General features: G+C 69.2%; 13 protein-coding genes and 1 pseudogene. 12 read left to right on the forward strand and 2 right to left on the reverse strand.

Annotated features, from left to right (window positions below):
* Positions 1-14 precede the first annotated feature (14 nt).
* Positions 15-1,163 (forward strand): bestrophin family protein, encoded by a 1,149-nt coding sequence (locus D7W81_RS18305; RefSeq protein ID WP_120556685.1) that lies wholly within the window; start codon positions 15-17, stop codon positions 1,161-1,163.
* A gap of 3 nt (positions 1,164-1,166) precedes the next feature.
* Here the strand turns inward: D7W81_RS18305 and D7W81_RS18310 are convergent, their stop codons facing one another.
* On the reverse strand, positions 1,167-1,955 hold the full coding sequence (locus tag D7W81_RS18310; protein WP_120556686.1) for a 2-keto-4-pentenoate hydratase: 789 nt from the start codon (positions 1,953-1,955) through the stop codon (positions 1,167-1,169).
* 186 nt (positions 1,956-2,141) lie between these two features.
* On the opposite strand from D7W81_RS18310, the gene D7W81_RS18315 reads away from it, so the two are divergent.
* The 10 genes from D7W81_RS18315 to D7W81_RS18365 all read left to right on the forward strand — a co-directional run bounded on the left by D7W81_RS18315 (position 2,142) and on the right by D7W81_RS18365 (position 14,232).
* The gene (locus D7W81_RS18315) at positions 2,142-3,584 is read left to right on the forward strand and encodes an aldehyde dehydrogenase (RefSeq protein WP_120556687.1); all 1,443 of its coding nucleotides are present in this window, start codon (positions 2,142-2,144) and stop codon (positions 3,582-3,584) included.
* 16 nt (positions 3,585-3,600) lie between these two features.
* A complete protein-coding gene (locus D7W81_RS18320) occupies positions 3,601-4,029 on the forward strand; it encodes a RidA family protein (RefSeq protein ID WP_120556688.1) in 429 nt (142 codons plus the stop codon).
* 1 nt (position 4,030) lies between these two features.
* Complete coding sequence (nbaC, locus tag D7W81_RS18325; RefSeq protein WP_120556689.1) at positions 4,031-4,555, forward strand: 3-hydroxyanthranilate 3,4-dioxygenase; 525 nt, start codon at positions 4,031-4,033, stop codon at positions 4,553-4,555.
* Complete coding sequence (locus tag D7W81_RS18330) at positions 4,552-5,568, forward strand: amidohydrolase family protein (RefSeq protein WP_120556690.1); 1,017 nt, start codon at positions 4,552-4,554, stop codon at positions 5,566-5,568. Before nbaC ends, D7W81_RS18330 begins: the two co-directional genes overlap by 4 nt.
* Positions 5,565-6,842, forward strand: a complete 1,278-nt coding sequence (gene kynU, locus D7W81_RS18335) for a kynureninase (protein ID WP_120556691.1) — start codon at positions 5,565-5,567, stop codon at positions 6,840-6,842. The genes D7W81_RS18330 and kynU overlap by 4 nt, the downstream gene beginning before the upstream one ends.
* Positions 6,829-8,220, forward strand: a complete 1,392-nt coding sequence (locus D7W81_RS18340; protein ID WP_120556692.1) for an FAD-dependent oxidoreductase — start codon at positions 6,829-6,831, stop codon at positions 8,218-8,220. The genes kynU and D7W81_RS18340 overlap by 14 nt, the downstream gene beginning before the upstream one ends.
* The gene (locus D7W81_RS18345; RefSeq protein WP_120556693.1) at positions 8,198-8,935 is read left to right on the forward strand and encodes an SDR family oxidoreductase; all 738 of its coding nucleotides are present in this window, start codon (positions 8,198-8,200) and stop codon (positions 8,933-8,935) included. The genes D7W81_RS18340 and D7W81_RS18345 overlap by 23 nt, the downstream gene beginning before the upstream one ends.
* 585 nt (positions 8,936-9,520) lie before the next feature.
* The gene (locus D7W81_RS18355; RefSeq protein ID WP_120556695.1) at positions 9,521-10,102 is read left to right on the forward strand and encodes a hypothetical protein; all 582 of its coding nucleotides are present in this window, start codon (positions 9,521-9,523) and stop codon (positions 10,100-10,102) included.
* 133 nt (positions 10,103-10,235) lie between these two features.
* The gene (locus D7W81_RS18360; protein ID WP_120556696.1) at positions 10,236-13,439 is read left to right on the forward strand and encodes a TonB-dependent receptor; all 3,204 of its coding nucleotides are present in this window, start codon (positions 10,236-10,238) and stop codon (positions 13,437-13,439) included.
* Between the two features lie 40 nt (positions 13,440-13,479).
* On the forward strand, positions 13,480-14,232 hold the full coding sequence (locus tag D7W81_RS18365) for a hypothetical protein (protein ID WP_244227274.1): 753 nt from the start codon (positions 13,480-13,482) through the stop codon (positions 14,230-14,232).
* On the opposite strand, the gene D7W81_RS18370 is transcribed toward D7W81_RS18365, so the two are convergent.
* Positions 14,204-14,917, reverse strand: a complete 714-nt coding sequence (locus tag D7W81_RS18370; protein ID WP_120556698.1) for an HAD family hydrolase — start codon at positions 14,915-14,917, stop codon at positions 14,204-14,206. The genes D7W81_RS18365 and D7W81_RS18370 overlap by 29 nt on opposite strands.
* Before the next feature lie 210 nt (positions 14,918-15,127).
* On the opposite strand from D7W81_RS18370, the pseudogene D7W81_RS18375 reads away from it, so the two are divergent.
* A pseudogene (locus tag D7W81_RS18375) lies at positions 15,128-15,444 on the forward strand (sigma-54-dependent Fis family transcriptional regulator); the annotation flags it as partial.

A 15,444-nucleotide genomic window follows, 5' to 3' on the forward strand; every position in this document is an offset into this window, starting at 1 on the left:
AGGAGCCCCGCGAGATGATCGTCGGTCGGATGCTGTCCTGGCGGATCATCCTCCGCTACACGGGGCGCCCCGTCGTCGTCCACATCGCCATCGCGCTGGCCATCTCCCTGGGCTACGAGGTGCTGGACGCCAGGTGGCTGTCCGTGCCGGCGCTGCCGGTGACGCTGCTGGCCGCGGCGCTGGGCGTGCTGCTCGGCTTCCGCAACAACTCCGCCTACGAGCGCTGGTGGGAGGCGCGCACCATCTGGGGCGGGCTGGTGAACGCGTCGCGGACGCTGGCCCGGCAGGTGCTCAGCTTCCTGCCCGCGCCCCGCGCCCAGCGCAGTGACGGGACGCCGGAGACGCCCACCGCCGCGTCACGACTGGTCCAGATGGCCGTGCAGCCCGAGGGGCCCGCGCTCGCGTCAGCCTGGTCCAAGGTGGGTGACGGCGCGGTGCGCGACCAGTTCGGCCACGCGCGAGACCTGCGCGGCCCGGGCACACCGCGTGCGCACCTGGCCACGTTCATCCATCCGGCCGTGGAGCCCCCCCGGGGCATCATCACCGGCATGTACGAGGGCATCACCGAGGACGCGCGCGAGCTGGTCTATGCGCAGGTGGGCTTCGTGAACGCGCTGCGCTGCCACCTGCGGCGGCAGGACCCCTTCCCGGAAATCACGCCGTTCTTCCGGCCGTCCGTGCTGGAGGCGCTGCGCGACGAGCAGAACGTGCCCGCCGCCATCCTGCTGTGGATGAGCATGCGCATGCGCCGCGTCTACAGCGACATCGACCATCCGGAGAAGGTCTACATGCGCGTGTCGATGGACGAGACGCTCACCGAGCTGACCAACTACCTGGGCGCGTGCGAGCGCATCAAGAACACGCCCCTGCCCCGCCAGTACGACATCCTTCCGCACGCCATGGTGCGCGCCTACCTCGCCATGCTGCCCCTGGGCGTCGTCGCGGACCTGGGCGTGCTCACGCCGCTCATCACCGCCATCATCGCGTTCCTCTTCATCGCCCTGGACGCGGTGGGCCGCGACGTGGAGAACCCCTTCGAGGACGCCGTCAGCGACACGCCCATGACGGCGCTGTGCCGCACCATCGAAATCAACCTGCGGCAGATGCTGGGCGAATCCGAGCTGCCTCCGCCCGTCCAGCCGAAGGACGGCCTGCTGTACTGAGAACTACTCGGCCGCGGTGACCTCCACCGTGCCCAGCCCGTCCACGGTGAGCCGCACGTGGTCGCCCGGCTTCATCGCGTACGCGGCGGTGGCGGCGCCGGACAGCACCAGGCTCCCCGCGGGCAGCACCTGACCGCGCTCCGCGAGCAGCGCGCACAGCTGGATGAGGGACACCACCGGGTCGCCAGAGATGGCGTCCGAGCGCGCCTCGCCCTCCACCTTGCCGTTCACCTCCATGCGCATCTGGAGCTTCGTGAGGTCCAGGTCGCGAGGGCCGCGCTCCAGCGTGCCCGGCACGAACAGCGACGACGACGCGTTGTCCGCCACCACGTCCGGCAGGCTGAAGTACTTGAAGCCCACGAAGCGCGAGTCCAGCACCTCCATCGCCGCGAAGACGGCCTCGCACGCGTCCAGCACCTCGTCGCGCGTCACGGTGCCCTTGAGCTCCTTCGACGTGCGGAAGGCAATCTCCGGCTCGATGCGCGGATGGATGCCCGCGCCCACGCGCACCACGCCGCCCGGCTGCACGCGCATCCGGTCCGTGAGCACGCCGTAGATGGGCTGATCCAGGCTCATCTGCTTGCGCTTCGCCTCGGACGTGAAGCCCATCTTGAGGCCCACCACGCGCTCGCCCTGGGCCTCGCGCAGCCGGATGCCCGCTGCCTGCACCGTGTAGCCGTCCGGCACGGAGAGCTGCGGATGCGCGTGCGTCAACGGAGGCACTGCCTGCCGCTCGCGCCGCGCCGCGTCCAGGATTCCGGCCAGGGCCGCCACATCCACTGTCGAGGTCATGCGCGAATCTTTTCCATGCCCGGCCCGCAATTCCACCAAGGATTCACCGGTGGAGCGGGTCCCGGAGGCGCTGGGAGCCAAACGGCCGCGCAAGCGAGCGCCAACCGACGTCCACTGTTCGGAATCCTGGAGGCGGCGGACGGCCGCGACATACATTGCCGCGTCTCCCCTCAGGAGGGCGCTGCCTTGGAGAAGGTCCTCAACTACATCGGTGGCGAGCTGGTGCCCGCCGCGGGCGGCCAGTGGCTGGACAAGCCGGAGCCCGCGACGGGCCAGCTCTACGCGCACGTGCCGGACTCGCGCGAGGAGGACGTGCGGTCCGCCGTGGAGGCCGCGGGCCGGGCCTTCCCCGCGTGGGCCGCCCTGCCGGCGATGGAGCGCTCGCGGTTCCTGCGCCGCATCGCGGGCCTCATCCACGAACGCCTGGACGCCTTCGCGCGGGCGGAGTCCATCGACACGGGCAAGCCGCTGGCGGTGGCTCGCACGGTGGACATCCCGCGCAGCGTGCTCAACTTCGAGTTCTTCGCGGACGCGGCGACCCAGTTCTCCAGTGAAGCGCACCCCATGGACGGCGTGGCGCTCAACTACACGCTGCGCTCGCCGCTGGGCGTGGTGGGCTGCATCTCGCCGTGGAACCTGCCGCTGTACCTGCTCACGTGGAAGATTGCCCCCGCGCTGGCGGCCGGCAACTGCGTGGTGGCCAAGCCGTCGGAGGTGACGCCGATGACGGCCTACCTCCTGTCGCAGGTGTGCCGCGACGCGGGGCTGCCGCCCGGTGTGCTCAACCTGGTGCACGGCCTGGGGCCGCACGTCGGTGGACCGCTCACGCGCCACCCGGAGGTGAGCGCCATCTCCTTCACCGGCAGCACGCGCACGGGCGCGGAGATTGCCCGCGTGGCCGCGCCCGCGTTCAAGAAGCTGTCGCTGGAGATGGGCGGCAAGAACCCCAACGTCATCTTCGCGGACTGCGACTTCGACGAGGCGCTGGCCACCACGCTGCGCTCGTCGTTCGCCAACCAGGGGCAGATCTGCCTGTGCGGCCCGCGCATCTTCGTGCAGCGCTCGCTGTATCCCCGCTTCAAGGAAGCGCTCGTCGCGCGCACGCGGGCCCTCAAGGTGGGCGACCCGCTGGTGGAGGGCACGGACCAGGGCGCCCTGGTGTCGCGCGAGCACTTCGAGAAGGTGATGGGCTACATCGCGCTCGCGAAGCAGGAGGGCGGCAACATCCTGACGGGCGGCCAGCGCGCGAGCGTTCCCGGCCGCTGCGCGGACGGCTGGTTCATCGAGCCCACGCTGGTGGAGGGCCTGGCGCCCACGTGCCGCACGAACCAGGAGGAGATCTTCGGCCCGGTGGCCACGCTGATGCCCTTCGACGACGAGGAGGAGGTGCTGTCGTGGGCCAACTCCACGCGCTACGGGCTGGCGGGCAGCGTGTGGACGAAGGACCTGGCGCGCGCGCACCGGTTCGCGGCCCGGCTGCACAGCGGCATCGTCTGGGTGAACACCTGGATGCTGCGCGACCTGCGCACGCCGTTTGGCGGAGTGAAGGAATCCGGCGTGGGCCGCGAGGGCGGCTGGGACGCGCTGCGCTTCTTCACCGAGCCCAAGAACGTCTGCATCAAGCTTTGAGCGGGGAGAGCGACACGTGAGCGCTGGCGAGCGGATCGATTCGAAGAAGGCCCCGGAGCCGGTGGGGCTCTACCCCCACGCGCGCCGGGTGGGAAACCTCTTGTTCCTCTCCGGCGTGGGCCCGCGCGAGCGCGGCAGCAAGGCCATCCCGGGCGTGGAATTGGACGCGGCGGGCAACATCGTCTCCTACGACATCGAGACGCAGTGCCACTCCGTGTTCCGCAACGTGCGCTACATCCTGGAGGACGCGGGCTCGTCGTGGGAGCGGCTGGTGGACGTGACGGTGTACCTCACGGACATGAAGCGGGACTTCCCCACGTACAACCGGCTGTGGGCGGAGTACTTCAAGGACAACCCGCCGTGCCGCACCACGCTCGAAATCAACGCGCTGCCCACGCCCATCGCCATTGAACTCAAGTGCATCGCCACCACTGGAGACGAGTGACATGGGCCGACTGACCCCCATCAACTTCAAGAAGTGGATCGACGAGCACCGCCCCCTGCTCAAGCCGCCCGTGGGCAACCAGCAGGTGTGGGCGGACCGGGACTTCATGGTCACCGTGGTGGGCGGGCCCAACTCGCGCACGGACTTCCACGTCAACGAGGGCGAGGAGTTCTTCTACCAGCTGGAGGGCGACATCACCCTGCGCGTCATCGACGAGGGACAGGTGCAGGACGTCCCCATCCGCGAGGGCGAAATCTTCCTCCTGCCGCCCAAGGTGCCGCACTCGCCGCAGCGGCCCGCGGGCACCATCGGCCTGGTGCTGGAGCGCCGCCGCCAGCCGCAGGAGCTGGATTCCTTCCTGTGGCTGTGCCCGAAGTGCGGCGACAAGCTCTATGAGGAATCGCTGCACGTCACCAACCTGGTGACGCAGCTGCCACCGGTGTTCGAGCACTTCTATGGCAACGCCGACAACTGCACCTGCAAGCGGTGCGGCACGCAGGTGACGCGGGGTGGTGCGCCCAAGTGAAGGTCGACATCCACACGCACCTCCTCCCCCCGGAGATGCCGCGCTTCGCCGAGCGCTTCGGCTACGGCGGCTTCATCACGCTGGACCATCACGCGCCCTGCCGCGCGCGGATGATGCGGGATGACGGGAAGTTCTTCCGCGAGATTGAGAGCAACTGCTGGGACCCGAAGCAGCGCGCCACGGAGTGCGACGCGCACGGCGTCCAGGTGCAGGTGCTGTCCACGGTGCCGGTGCTGTTCAGCTATTGGGCGAAACCGCAGGACGGCCTGGAGGTGGCGCGCTTCCTCAACGACCACCTGGCCGGCGCGGTGGCGACAGCGCCCAAGCGCTTCGTGGGCCTGGGCACGGTGCCGCTCCAATCCACCGACCTGGCGGTCAAGGAATTGGAGCGCTGCGTGCGCACGCTCGGGTTCGCGGGCGTGCAGATTGGCAGCCACGTCAACGACCTGAACCTCTCCGACCCGGCCCTCTTCCCCTTCTTCCAGGCGGCGAGCGACCTGGGCGCGGCCGTCTTCGTGCACCCGTGGGACATGATGGGTGAGGCGAAGATGGCGAAGTACTGGCTGCCGTGGCTGGTGGGGATGCCGGCGGAGGTGTCGCTGGCCATCTGCTCGCTCATCTTCGGCGGGGTGATGGAGCGGCTGCCGAAGCTGCGGCTTGCGTTCGCGCACGGCGGCGGCGCGTTCCCCGGCACGCTGGGTCGCATCCAGCACGGCTTCGAAGTGCGCCCGGACTTGGTGGCCGTGGACAACCCCGTCGCGCCGCGCGACTACCTGGGGCGGTTCTGGGTGGACTCGCTGGTGCATGACGCGGAGACGCTGCGCGCCATCGTGAAGCTGTTCGGCGCGGACAAGGTCGCGCTGGGCAGTGACTATCCCTTCCCGCTGGGCGAGGAGCGGCCCGGCACGCTCATCGAGTCGCTGACGGACCTGGCGCCTTCGGTGCGCGAGCAGCTGCTCTATCGCAACGCCCTGGAGTGGCTGGGGCGCTCGCACGAGGACTTCGCACCATGACGGCCCCTGTCTACGAGAACACCGATGTGTTCGCCTACGGCCTGGACGCAAAGGATCCGCTGAGGCCCCTGCGCGACGAGTTCCTCTTCCCTCCCGCGCCTTCGGGTGCGCCGGCCATCTACCTGGCGGGCAACTCGCTGGGGCTGCAGCCGCGCAAGGCGCGCAAGTACGTGCAGATGGAGATGGAGGACTGGGAGCGGCTGGGCGTGGAGGGCCACGTGCACGGCCGCCACCCGTGGCTGCCCTACCACGAGCAGCTCACCGACATGGTGGCGCGCGTGGTGGGCGCGCAGCCCGTGGAGGTCGTGGTGATGAACACCCTGTCGGTGAACCTGCACCTGATGATGGTGTCGTTCTACCGGCCCACGCGCGAGCGCTTCAAAATCCTGATTGAAGGCGGCGCCTTCCCGTCGGACCAGTACGCGGTGGCGTCGCAGGCGCGCTTCCACGGCTACGACCCGAAGGAGGCCATCATCCGGCTGATGCCCCGTGAGGGCGAGGACACGCTGCGCTCCGAGGACATCCTGGAGGCCATCGAGCGGCACGGGAAGGAGGTCGCGCTGGTGATGCTGGGCAGCGTGAACTACCTCACCGGACAGGCGTTCGACTTGAGAGAGATTACGCGCGTGGCGCACGCGCAGGGCTGCAAGGTGGGCTTCGACCTGGCGCACGGGGCGGGCAACCTGAAGCTGTCGCTGCACGACGACGGGCCGGACTTCGCGGTGTGGTGTTCGTACAAGTACCTCAACGGCGGGCCGGGAAGCCTGGGCGGCGTGTTCGTGCACGAACGGCACGCGCACTCGCCCCAGCTGCCTCGCTTCGAGGGCTGGTGGGGCCACAACAAGGCCACGCGCTTCGAGATGGGCCCCACCTTCGACCCGCTGCCGGGCGCGGAGGGGTGGCAGCTGTCCAACCCGCCCATCTTCCAGCTGGCGGCGCTGCGCTCGTCGCTGGAGCTGTTCGACAAGGCGACCATGGCGGCCCTGCGCGCCAAGAGCGACCACCTGACCGGGTTCATGGAGTTCCTCCTGGACCGGCTGCCCGCGGGGTACTGCACCATCACCACGCCGCGCGACCTGAAGCAGCGCGGGGCGCAGCTGTCCTTGCGCTTCAAGGGCGAGCCGAAGCGGCTGCTGCACCAGCTGTCCTCCGCGGGCATCATCTGCGACTTCCGCGAGCCGGACATCATCCGCGCCGCGCCCGCGCCCCTCTACAACACGTACCTGGACGTCTTCCGCTTCGTGAAGGCGCTGGAAGCCCATGCCCTCGAATGAGTCGAAGCTGACGGTGGTGGGAGCGGGACTGGTGGGTTCGCTCCTGTCGCTGTACCTGGCCCGCAAGGGCCACACGGTGGAGGTGCTGGAGCGCCGGGCGGACATGCGCCGCGAAGCGCTGGACGCGGGTCGCTCCATCAACCTGGCCATCTCCACGCGCGGCCTGCACGCCTTGCGGCAGGTGGGCCTGGAGGAGGAGGCGCTGAAGCACGCCATCCCCATGCGCGGGCGGGTCATCCACCCGGTGAAGGGCGAGCTGGCCTTCCAGCCGTATGGCAAGGACGACTCGCAGCACATCAATTCCCTGTCACGCGGCTGGCTGAACCGGTTCCTGATGACACAGGCGGAAGCCACGGGCCGGGTGTCCATCCGCTTCCGTCAGCGGGTGACGCAGGCGGATCCTTCCGCGGGGGCGCTCACGGTGCTGGACGAGGCCACGGGCGTGACGCGCGAGGTGCGCGACGCGGTGGTGTTCGGCACGGACGGCTCGGGTTCGGCGGTGCGGCAGGCGCTGCAATCCCAGGCGGGCGCCCAGGAGGCTTCGGAGACGCTGGGACACGGCTACAAGGAGCTGACGATTCCGCCGGGCGAGGGCGGACGCTTCCAGATGGAGAAGCACGCGCTGCACATCTGGCCGCGCGGCACGTACATGCTCATCGCGCTGCCGAATGAAGACGGCAGCTTCACCTGCACGCTGTTCCTGCCGTGGGAGGGGCCGGTGAGCTTCGCGACGCTCCAGACGCCCGCGGCGCTGGAGGCGTTCTTCCAGGAGCAGTTCCCGGACGCGAAGGCGCTGATTCCCGGGCTGGTGGAGGAGTTCTTCTCCCGGCCCACCGGGCACATGGTGACGGTGAAGTGCGCGCCGTGGCACGCGGGGGGACGCACGCTGCTGCTGGGAGACGCGGCGCACGCCATCGTGCCGTTCTACGGGCAGGGGATGAACTGCGGCTTCGAGGACTGCGTGGTGCTGGACGCGCTCTTGGAGAAGCAGCCGGACTGGACGGCCGCGTTCGGTGAGTTCGAGCGGCTGCGCAAGACGAACGCGGACGCCATCGCGGACATGGCGGTGGAGAACTTCATCGAGATGCGCGACAGCACGGCCGACCCGCGCTTCCTGTTGGAGAAGGGCGTGGAGAAGGTGCTGCTCAACGCCTTCCCGGGCGAGTTCGTCAGCCGCTACACGCTGGTGAGCTTCAGCCGCGTGCCCTACCGGCTGGCGTACGGCGTGGGCGCCATCGCGGGCGGCATCGTGTCCGAGCTGGCGAAGGACCTGAAGCGGCCGGACGACGTGGACCTGGACCTGGCGGCGAAGCTGATTCGCGGCCGGCTGAGCCCTTTCATGGAGGAGCACGCGGATGGATTTCGGCTTGAAGGGTAGGCGGGCGCTGGTGACGGGCGCGTCGTCGGGGCTGGGGCGCGCCATCGCGGACACGCTGGTGAAGGAGCGCGCGACGGTGGCGGTGTCCTCGCGAGGCGGGGAGAAGCTCCAGAAGGCGGCGAAGGAGCTGGGCGCGGCGCTGGCGGTGCCGTGTGATTTGACGCAAGCCGGAGCCGCGCGCGGGCTGGTGCGCGAGGTGACCCAGAAGCTGGGCGGCCTGGACGTGCTGGTGGTGAACGCGGGGGGCCCGCCGTCCGGTGGCTTCGAGGCCATCACGGTGGAGCAATGGCAGACAGGGTTCCAGAGCCTGTGGCTGGCCACGGTGGATGCGATTCAAGAAGCGCTGCCGGGCATGAAGGCGCAGGGCTGGGGCCGCATCGTGCTGGTGACGTCCACGGCGGCGCGCGAGGCGATGAACAACCTCACGGTGTCCAACGGCCTGCGCGCGGGGTTGCTGGGGCTGGTGAAGAGCCTGAGCAATGAAGTGGCGCCGTATGGCATCACGGTGAACGCGGCGCTGCCGGGCTACCACGCGACGGACCGGATGAAGGACCTGGGCCTGTCCGACGAGAAGGTGGCGCCGAACATCCCTGCGAGGCGGCTGGGGCGGCCGGAGGAGTTCGCGGCGCTGGTGACATTCCTGGCATCGGAGCAGGCTGCGTACATCAGCGGCCAGTCCATTGCCTGTGACGGTGGAGCGCTGAAGGGCTTCTAGGGGTCAGACGAACACTGTCCCAGTATCTCAGCGGACAGCCCGTCCCCTGAGGCGATGGAGCGTTGAGAGGGTTTTGAAGTGACGTCGGTGGCCTTCCGGGGGGGAAGGCCATGGACGTGACGAGACAGGTGATGTGCCTGGGGCTGGCGTGGCTGCTCACAGGCTGCGCGACGGGGACCGGGACCGTGGTGGAGGGCAGCCTCCAGCCCCGGCACTTCCGGTTCGTCACGGTTGTGAGCAAGACGGAGCCAGGAGCGGGAGGCTGGCGCGAGGCCTGCCTCCATGTTCCGCTCCGACGGGACACGGGAGAGGTCTTCATGTGCACGCTGGGGGTCGGGATGCCCCTAGAGACAGAGTTATTGGGAGCCATTTCGCCGGAACTGGCCCAACGCATCTCAGCGGACTGCGTAAACCTGGCGGCCCAGACGGTGCTCGCTGCGACCACGCCTGCGACGTCACTGGGTCTCGCCTGCAAGGAACTCAGGGACGCCTTCACCCTTGCACTCAATGGCGCGGTCCGGGGCTCCCGGGTTGCTCAGGCGTGCCATAAGGTCACAACTCCTGTCAGGGCTGGAGCCAGAAGCCATGACGCCTTCCGCTGAAGAATTGCTCGCGGTTGCTCGGCTCTACTGGGGTGCGGACCTGACCTATGTCTTCCGTCAGGAGCCCAGTCCCGAGGACCTTCGCTACCAAGCCCTCTGGGACGAGAAGAACAAGGAAGGGCCTCGGTGGGGGGCGCTGCTCAAGGAACTCAGGGTCGCACTCCCTGAGTGCAAGGTCTGGGATTACACGCCGCCCCTGGCGAACCCGAGCTTTGGCGCACTCGTCTATCCTCCCTATGAGCGCGTCATGAGTCGGCCCCAGTACATCTGGACGGTCGCCGGGTACCTCAGCATCCTGGCCCCGGTCTACACGGTGCACTGCGTCCGGCATCACTATCTGGGCAAGCGCTGCCTGGACTCCAAGGTGTTCCTGGGCCCCATCCCGCTGGAGCTGCAAGACATCGCGGACACGGTCGCCCGTCGTATCGAAGCGGACTTCGGCGCCACCGCGCTGCCCCTCGACATCGCGCAGACGCCCATCCCCCTCTACGTCAACTTCATGAAGCCGCCAGAGACCACGCTCTTCCACGCGCTCTTCACGTCGGAGCCCTGGAACATCCCCTGAGCCCCCTCCCACCGGGCCTGACGCAGCGGGTCGGGGATTTTCCGCTCTAGCGGCAAAGTCTCTGTGATTTGGGCTGGTGGATTTCTCAGGTTTTGCGACAAAGTTCGCCGCCTTCTCCGGGAGGGGCGCAGACGTGCTCAGACGAATCCGTTTCATCCGTGGGCTGTGGCTCATGGTCGTGTTGTGGGGAGCCGGGGCGTGGGCCCAGGGCAACTCGGTCATCACCGGGACCCTGTCGAACGCGCTCGACAAGCAGCCCTTGGAGAACGTGGTCGTCACCGCCACGTCGCCCCAGTTGCAGGGTGAGCGCACCGTCGTCTCCGACAAGAGCGGCCTGTACCGCATCCCGCAGCTGCCGCCGGGCATGTACACGCTGCGCTTCGACGGCCAGGGCCTCCAGCCCTACGTCCGCGACGGCATCCTGCTGAGAATCGACCGCACCATCCGCTTCAACGCGGAGCTGGCGCCGGACACCATGAGCCAGGACTACGAAGTCGTCGGCTCGCCGCCCAGCGTGGACGTGGGCTCCAGCGCCGCGGGCGTCACCGTGGACCAGGACTTCATCCGCAACATCGCCGTCATCCGCCCCGGCACCAAGGGCTCCGCGTCCCGCTCCTTTGAAGGCCTGGCGGAGCTCGCCCCCGGCGCCACCGAGGACCGCTACGGCGTGAGCATCAGCGGCAGCTCGTCCCCGGAGAGCCAGTACGTCGTGGACGGCCTGTCCGTGAACGACCCCGGCGTGGGCACGCTGGGCACGCCCCTGTCCGTGGAGTTCGTCAAGGAGGTCAACATCATCACCGGCGGCTACATGCCGGAGTACGGCCGCTCCACCGGCGGCGTGCTCAACGTCGTCACCAAGTCCGGCTCCAACGAGTTCCACGGCTCCGTGTTCGCGAACTACGCGCCCGGCGTCTTCCAGCGGTCCGGCAAGGAGGTCCTGCGCGAAGGCAGCGTCATCTCCGCGCAGGGCAGCGCCCACAACCTGGGCGACTTCGGCTTCGACCTGGGCGGCCCCCTCCTCAAGGACAAGCTCTGGTTCTACGTGGGCGTCGCGCCGTCCTTCAATCGCATCCAGGTGGACCGGCAGCTGAGCAGCTACGAGCTGTGCACGGAGGTGGACGCCGCCAACGGCTGCACCGCCGTGGGCGCGCGCCGTAAGGACCCCACCACCGGCTTCTCCCAGGTGTCGCCCATCGAAGGCAGCCGCGTCAGCCGCTTCGCGGACGAGCGCAGCGTGCAGTACCTGGGCAAGCTCACCTACAACTTCAACCCGGACCACAGCCTGTCCGTGTCCGTGTTCGGCACGCCGCGCTCGTCCGGTGGCAGCGGCAAGTACTCCTTCAGCGACGACGGCGAGCCGGAGGTGTGCACCAGCCTGTCCTGCACCAGCTTCGTGCAGGGCGCGTATGAGGCTATCGCCACCCGGCGCAGCAACAGCGCCATGGACATCGTGGCGAAGCAGGCGTCGTCCTTCTTCGACAAGAAGCTGCTCGTGGACGCGACGCTCGGCTGGCACCACCAGGCGGACTCCATCCTCCCGTCGGACGGCTCGGACCTGGGCTCCGGTGAGGGCCTGTCCGCGAAGTCCAACATCGCCTGGCGCCGCACCAGCAACCCGGGCCCGCACACCATCAATGAGTTCGAGACGCTCCCGAACGCGACCGACTGTGGCAGCACGCCCGAGGAGCAGCGGCAGCGCTGTCCCGTGACGGCCTATTCCACGGGCGGCCCCGGCACCATCAGCATCCAGCGGCTGGACCGCGTGCAGGGCAAGGTGATGGGCACCTACCTGCTGGAGGCCCTGGGCCACCACATCCTCAAGGCGGGCGCGGACATCGAGCGGATGAGCTTCTACAACAACCGCGCGCGCACGGGCCTCGCGCCCTGGCAGGAGTGCGGCAACGGCACCTGCTTCTTCACCCTCAACCAGTACGGCTACCTGGAGGGCCCGGACCAGCCGGTGTTCCTGGACAGCAAGGAGGGCACCTCCACGTCCACCACCGTGGGCGGCTTCCTCCAGGACAGCTGGTCCGTGATGGACAAGGTCACCGTCAACGTGGGCCTGCGCTACGACGTGCAGACCATCTACGGCCTGGACGGCGAGGTGGGCCTGCACCTGCCCAACCAGTGGTCCCCGCGCCTGGGCGTCATCTACGACCCGACGCAGAGCGGCCGCGCCAAGGTCTTCGCCAACTACGCGCGCTTCTTCGAGAACGTCCCCCTGGACATGGCGGACCTGTCCTTCCCGCAGCAGCAGCTGCTGTCCGCCACCTACGCCGCGCCCCCGTGCAACCCGTCGCGCGAAGGGTCGCTGCTCGTGGACTGCGTCGCGGACGCGAACCGGAAGCCCATTGGCAACCGCGAGAGCCCCAACCAGCTGTGGGACGCGCAGGGTGGCGACCGCGTGCCGGTGGACCCGAAGATTCGCGCCCAGTCCGCGGACGAGTTCGTGGTGGGCGGCGAGTACGAGCTCTTCACCGCGAGCCGCCTGGGCGCCACGTACACCCGGCGCTACCTCAACGACGTCATCGAGGACATGAGCCGCGACGACGGCAGCACCTTCTTCCTGGGCAATCCGGGCAAGGGCTACTCCACGGACTTCCCGCTGGCCCGGCGCGAGTACGACGCGGTCAACCTCTACTTCCAGCGCGCCTTCACCAACGGGTGGCTGGCGCAGGCCAGCTACACCTGGTCCACGCTGCGCGGGAACTACTCCGGCCTGTTCCGCGCGGACACCGGCCAGCTGTCCCCCAACCTCACGCGCGACTTCGACCTGGTGTCGCTCACCGTCAACCGCGAGGGCCAGCTGCCTGGGGACCGCACGCACTCCTTCAAGGTGTTCGCCGCGAAGGAGCTGGTGCTGGGGCCTCGCACCAGCATCAACGTGGGCGGCAACTACCGCGCGCGCTCCGGCACGCCGCTCAACTACCTGGGCCTGCACCCGCGCCGCAGCGGCTCGGAGACGTTCATCCTGCCGCGCGGCAGCGCGGGCCGGCTGCCCTGGGTGCACGGCGTGGACGGGCACGTGGGCCTCAACCAGAGGCTGGTGAAGGACTACGTCCTCACGGTGTCCCTGGACGTGTTCAACCTCTTCAACTTCCAGCAGTACACGGACGTGGACCAGACCTTCGCCACCACGCGCGTGTACGCCATCGAGCAGGGCGGAAAGCCGGACGACCTCACCGCCTGCCTCACCGCGAACAACCCGAACTGCAAGGTCATCTCCACCGCCACGGGGCTGCCCATTGGCGTGCAGGACATCAACCCCAACTTCAAGCGGCCCACCGCCTACCAGGCTCCGCGCTCCATCCGTCTGGGCGCGAAGCTCAGCTTCTAGGCCCCGCACCATGAGGACTCCCGCGATGAAGCTTCGTTGGATGGCAGTGAGTGCAGGGATTGCCGCGGCGGCCGTCGCCGTGGGCGCATGCGGCAGTGAACCGGAGCCCGAGTGCGTGGTGGCGCGCGCCGTGTCGGACGGCTCCACCGGCTCGTTCGCCGTGACGTACGAGCTCAAGCCCGGGCAGAACCCGGACGGCGTCTGCGCGCGGCTCAAGCCGGAGCCGCTGGGCCTGCAGAAGTTCTTCAACCAGGATCCGGCCGCGCCCGACACCGTGGGCGTGCGCAGCGCGCGGCTGGGCAAGCTGCTGGAGGACTTCGCGTCCCGGCTGTCGGCGGATTCGAAGGCCACCGCCACGGCGGTGGGCCCGTTTGCCTCCGCGACGCCGGGGGCGGACCACTTCTGCTCGGTGCCGGAGCTCACGCCCACGCGGCTGGAGGTGCCCGCTTCCACGGCGCCCGACGGCGGGGCGCTGCCCGCGCAGGACTACGGCTATGCGTGGAGCAACCTGCGCATCTACAACACGCCGGAGATTCCGGGCACGCAGTTCACCGCGGACCTCGGCTACTCGGAGAACGGCTGCAACGCCGAGTACACCGTGAAGGGCATCTGGCCGGTGGTGAAGTGCCAGAACAGCAAGACGAAGCTGCCGGACGACGCGCTGTGCGACCCGTACGCGGACTACGACGCGGGCCGGCTGCGCGGCTCCGGCATCAACCCGCTGTTCCCCGTGAAGTGCGACCCGGACGCGTTCATCTGCGTGCTCACGGGTGACGTGCCGTCGGCGCCGTGAGGCCGTGGCTTCCGGGACGCAGCGCCTGCGGCAGGTCCCGGAAGTCCCTCACCAGCCAGTCCGGCCGCTCGCGCACCAGGACCTCGCGCGGGAACGACGTGGCGACGGCGACACACGCCGCGCCCGCCGCCCGCGCGGCCCGCAGGCCCACCACCGCGTCCTCGAACACCACGCACGCATGCGGCGAGACGCCCAGCGCCGCGGCGGCCTTGAGGTACACCTCCGGATCCGGCTTGCCCTGGGCGACGTCCGTGGACGTCACCCGCACGGGGAACAGGTGCTCCAGCCCCACGCGCGCCAGGGCCCGCTCCGCGTTCTGGGCCAGGGCGCTCGTGCCCAGGGCCCAGGGCACGCCTGCCTTCCTCAGGGACATGAGGTAGGCGCCCACGCCGGGGACGGCGGACACCGGCTCGTGGTCGAGCAGCTGGTGGAAGGCCAGCTCCCGGTCCTCCGTGAGCTCGGCCACCTGCTCGTCGTCCAGCTCCGCGCCGAACCACGCGCGCAGCGTCTCCCCGGCCCGCCGGCCGTTGGTGGCGAGCAGCTCCTCACGCGTGGGCACGTAGCCCCGCTCGCGGGCGAAGTCCTCCCAGACGCGATAGTGCAGCTCGGTCGTGTCGATGATGACGCCGTCCAGGTCGAAGAGGACGGCGTCGAAGGAATTGATGTTCGAGGTCGATGGAGACATGGAGGTCGGGCTCTCTCGAAGATCCACACGGCGCGCCTCTCAACACTATTCACGGGGTGGGGCGCGGGCGTGGCTTCCGCCCCCACTGCGTGAGCACACCGTGCGAGCAGCCGTGGGGACGGCTCCCGGCTGGGGGAACGGGAAGCAGGAAGGAAACCCGCCTGGCCGGCCCAGGGGCAGCCAGCCCGTTGTAGGCTTCCCCGGAAGCCCATGCCGCCCAAGAACCCCACGGATTTCTCCACGACCGCAGTCCGCACCCAGGGCACGCCTTCGCAGGCCGCCCAGGTGGTGCCGGCGCTGACGCTCATCAGCCATGCCCAGCCTCAGCGCATCGGGGAGCGGCTGTTGCTGGAGGGGCTGCTCTCCGGTGAGCGCGCGGTGGCGCTGTCCCGCAACGCGCCGGACTTCCACCGCGCGGGAGGCGTGCTGGCGCTGCCCCTGGGGGACCCGTTCCTCAGCCGGACGCCGGTGCGCTTCGAGGCGGGGACTCGCGGGAGCGTGCGGTTGGTGGTGCCGGAGGGTGGGAC

The organism is Corallococcus aberystwythensis, assembly GCF_003612165.1.
GTDB classification, from domain to species: domain Bacteria; phylum Myxococcota; class Myxococcia; order Myxococcales; family Myxococcaceae; genus Corallococcus; species Corallococcus aberystwythensis.

Bases quoted from the DNA above. Each gene is read 5' to 3' on its own strand.
- D7W81_RS18305 (WP_120556685.1), top strand. From the start codon at position 15: ATGATCGTCGGTCGGATGCTGTCCTGGCGGATCATCCTCCGCTACACG.
- D7W81_RS18310 (WP_120556686.1), bottom strand. From the start codon at position 1,955: ATGACCTCGACAGTGGATGTGGCGGCCCTGGCCGGAATCCTGGACGCG.
- nbaC (WP_120556689.1), top strand. From the start codon at position 4,031: ATGGGCCGACTGACCCCCATCAACTTCAAGAAGTGGATCGACGAGCAC.
- kynU (WP_120556691.1), top strand. From the start codon at position 5,565: ATGACGGCCCCTGTCTACGAGAACACCGATGTGTTCGCCTACGGCCTG.
- D7W81_RS18340 (WP_120556692.1), top strand. From the start codon at position 6,829: ATGCCCTCGAATGAGTCGAAGCTGACGGTGGTGGGAGCGGGACTGGTG.
- D7W81_RS18345 (WP_120556693.1), top strand. From the start codon at position 8,198: ATGGATTTCGGCTTGAAGGGTAGGCGGGCGCTGGTGACGGGCGCGTCG.
- D7W81_RS18355 (WP_120556695.1), top strand. From the start codon at position 9,521: ATGACGCCTTCCGCTGAAGAATTGCTCGCGGTTGCTCGGCTCTACTGG.
- D7W81_RS18365 (WP_244227274.1), top strand. From the start codon at position 13,480: ATGGCAGTGAGTGCAGGGATTGCCGCGGCGGCCGTCGCCGTGGGCGCA.
- D7W81_RS18370 (WP_120556698.1), bottom strand. From the start codon at position 14,917: ATGTCTCCATCGACCTCGAACATCAATTCCTTCGACGCCGTCCTCTTC.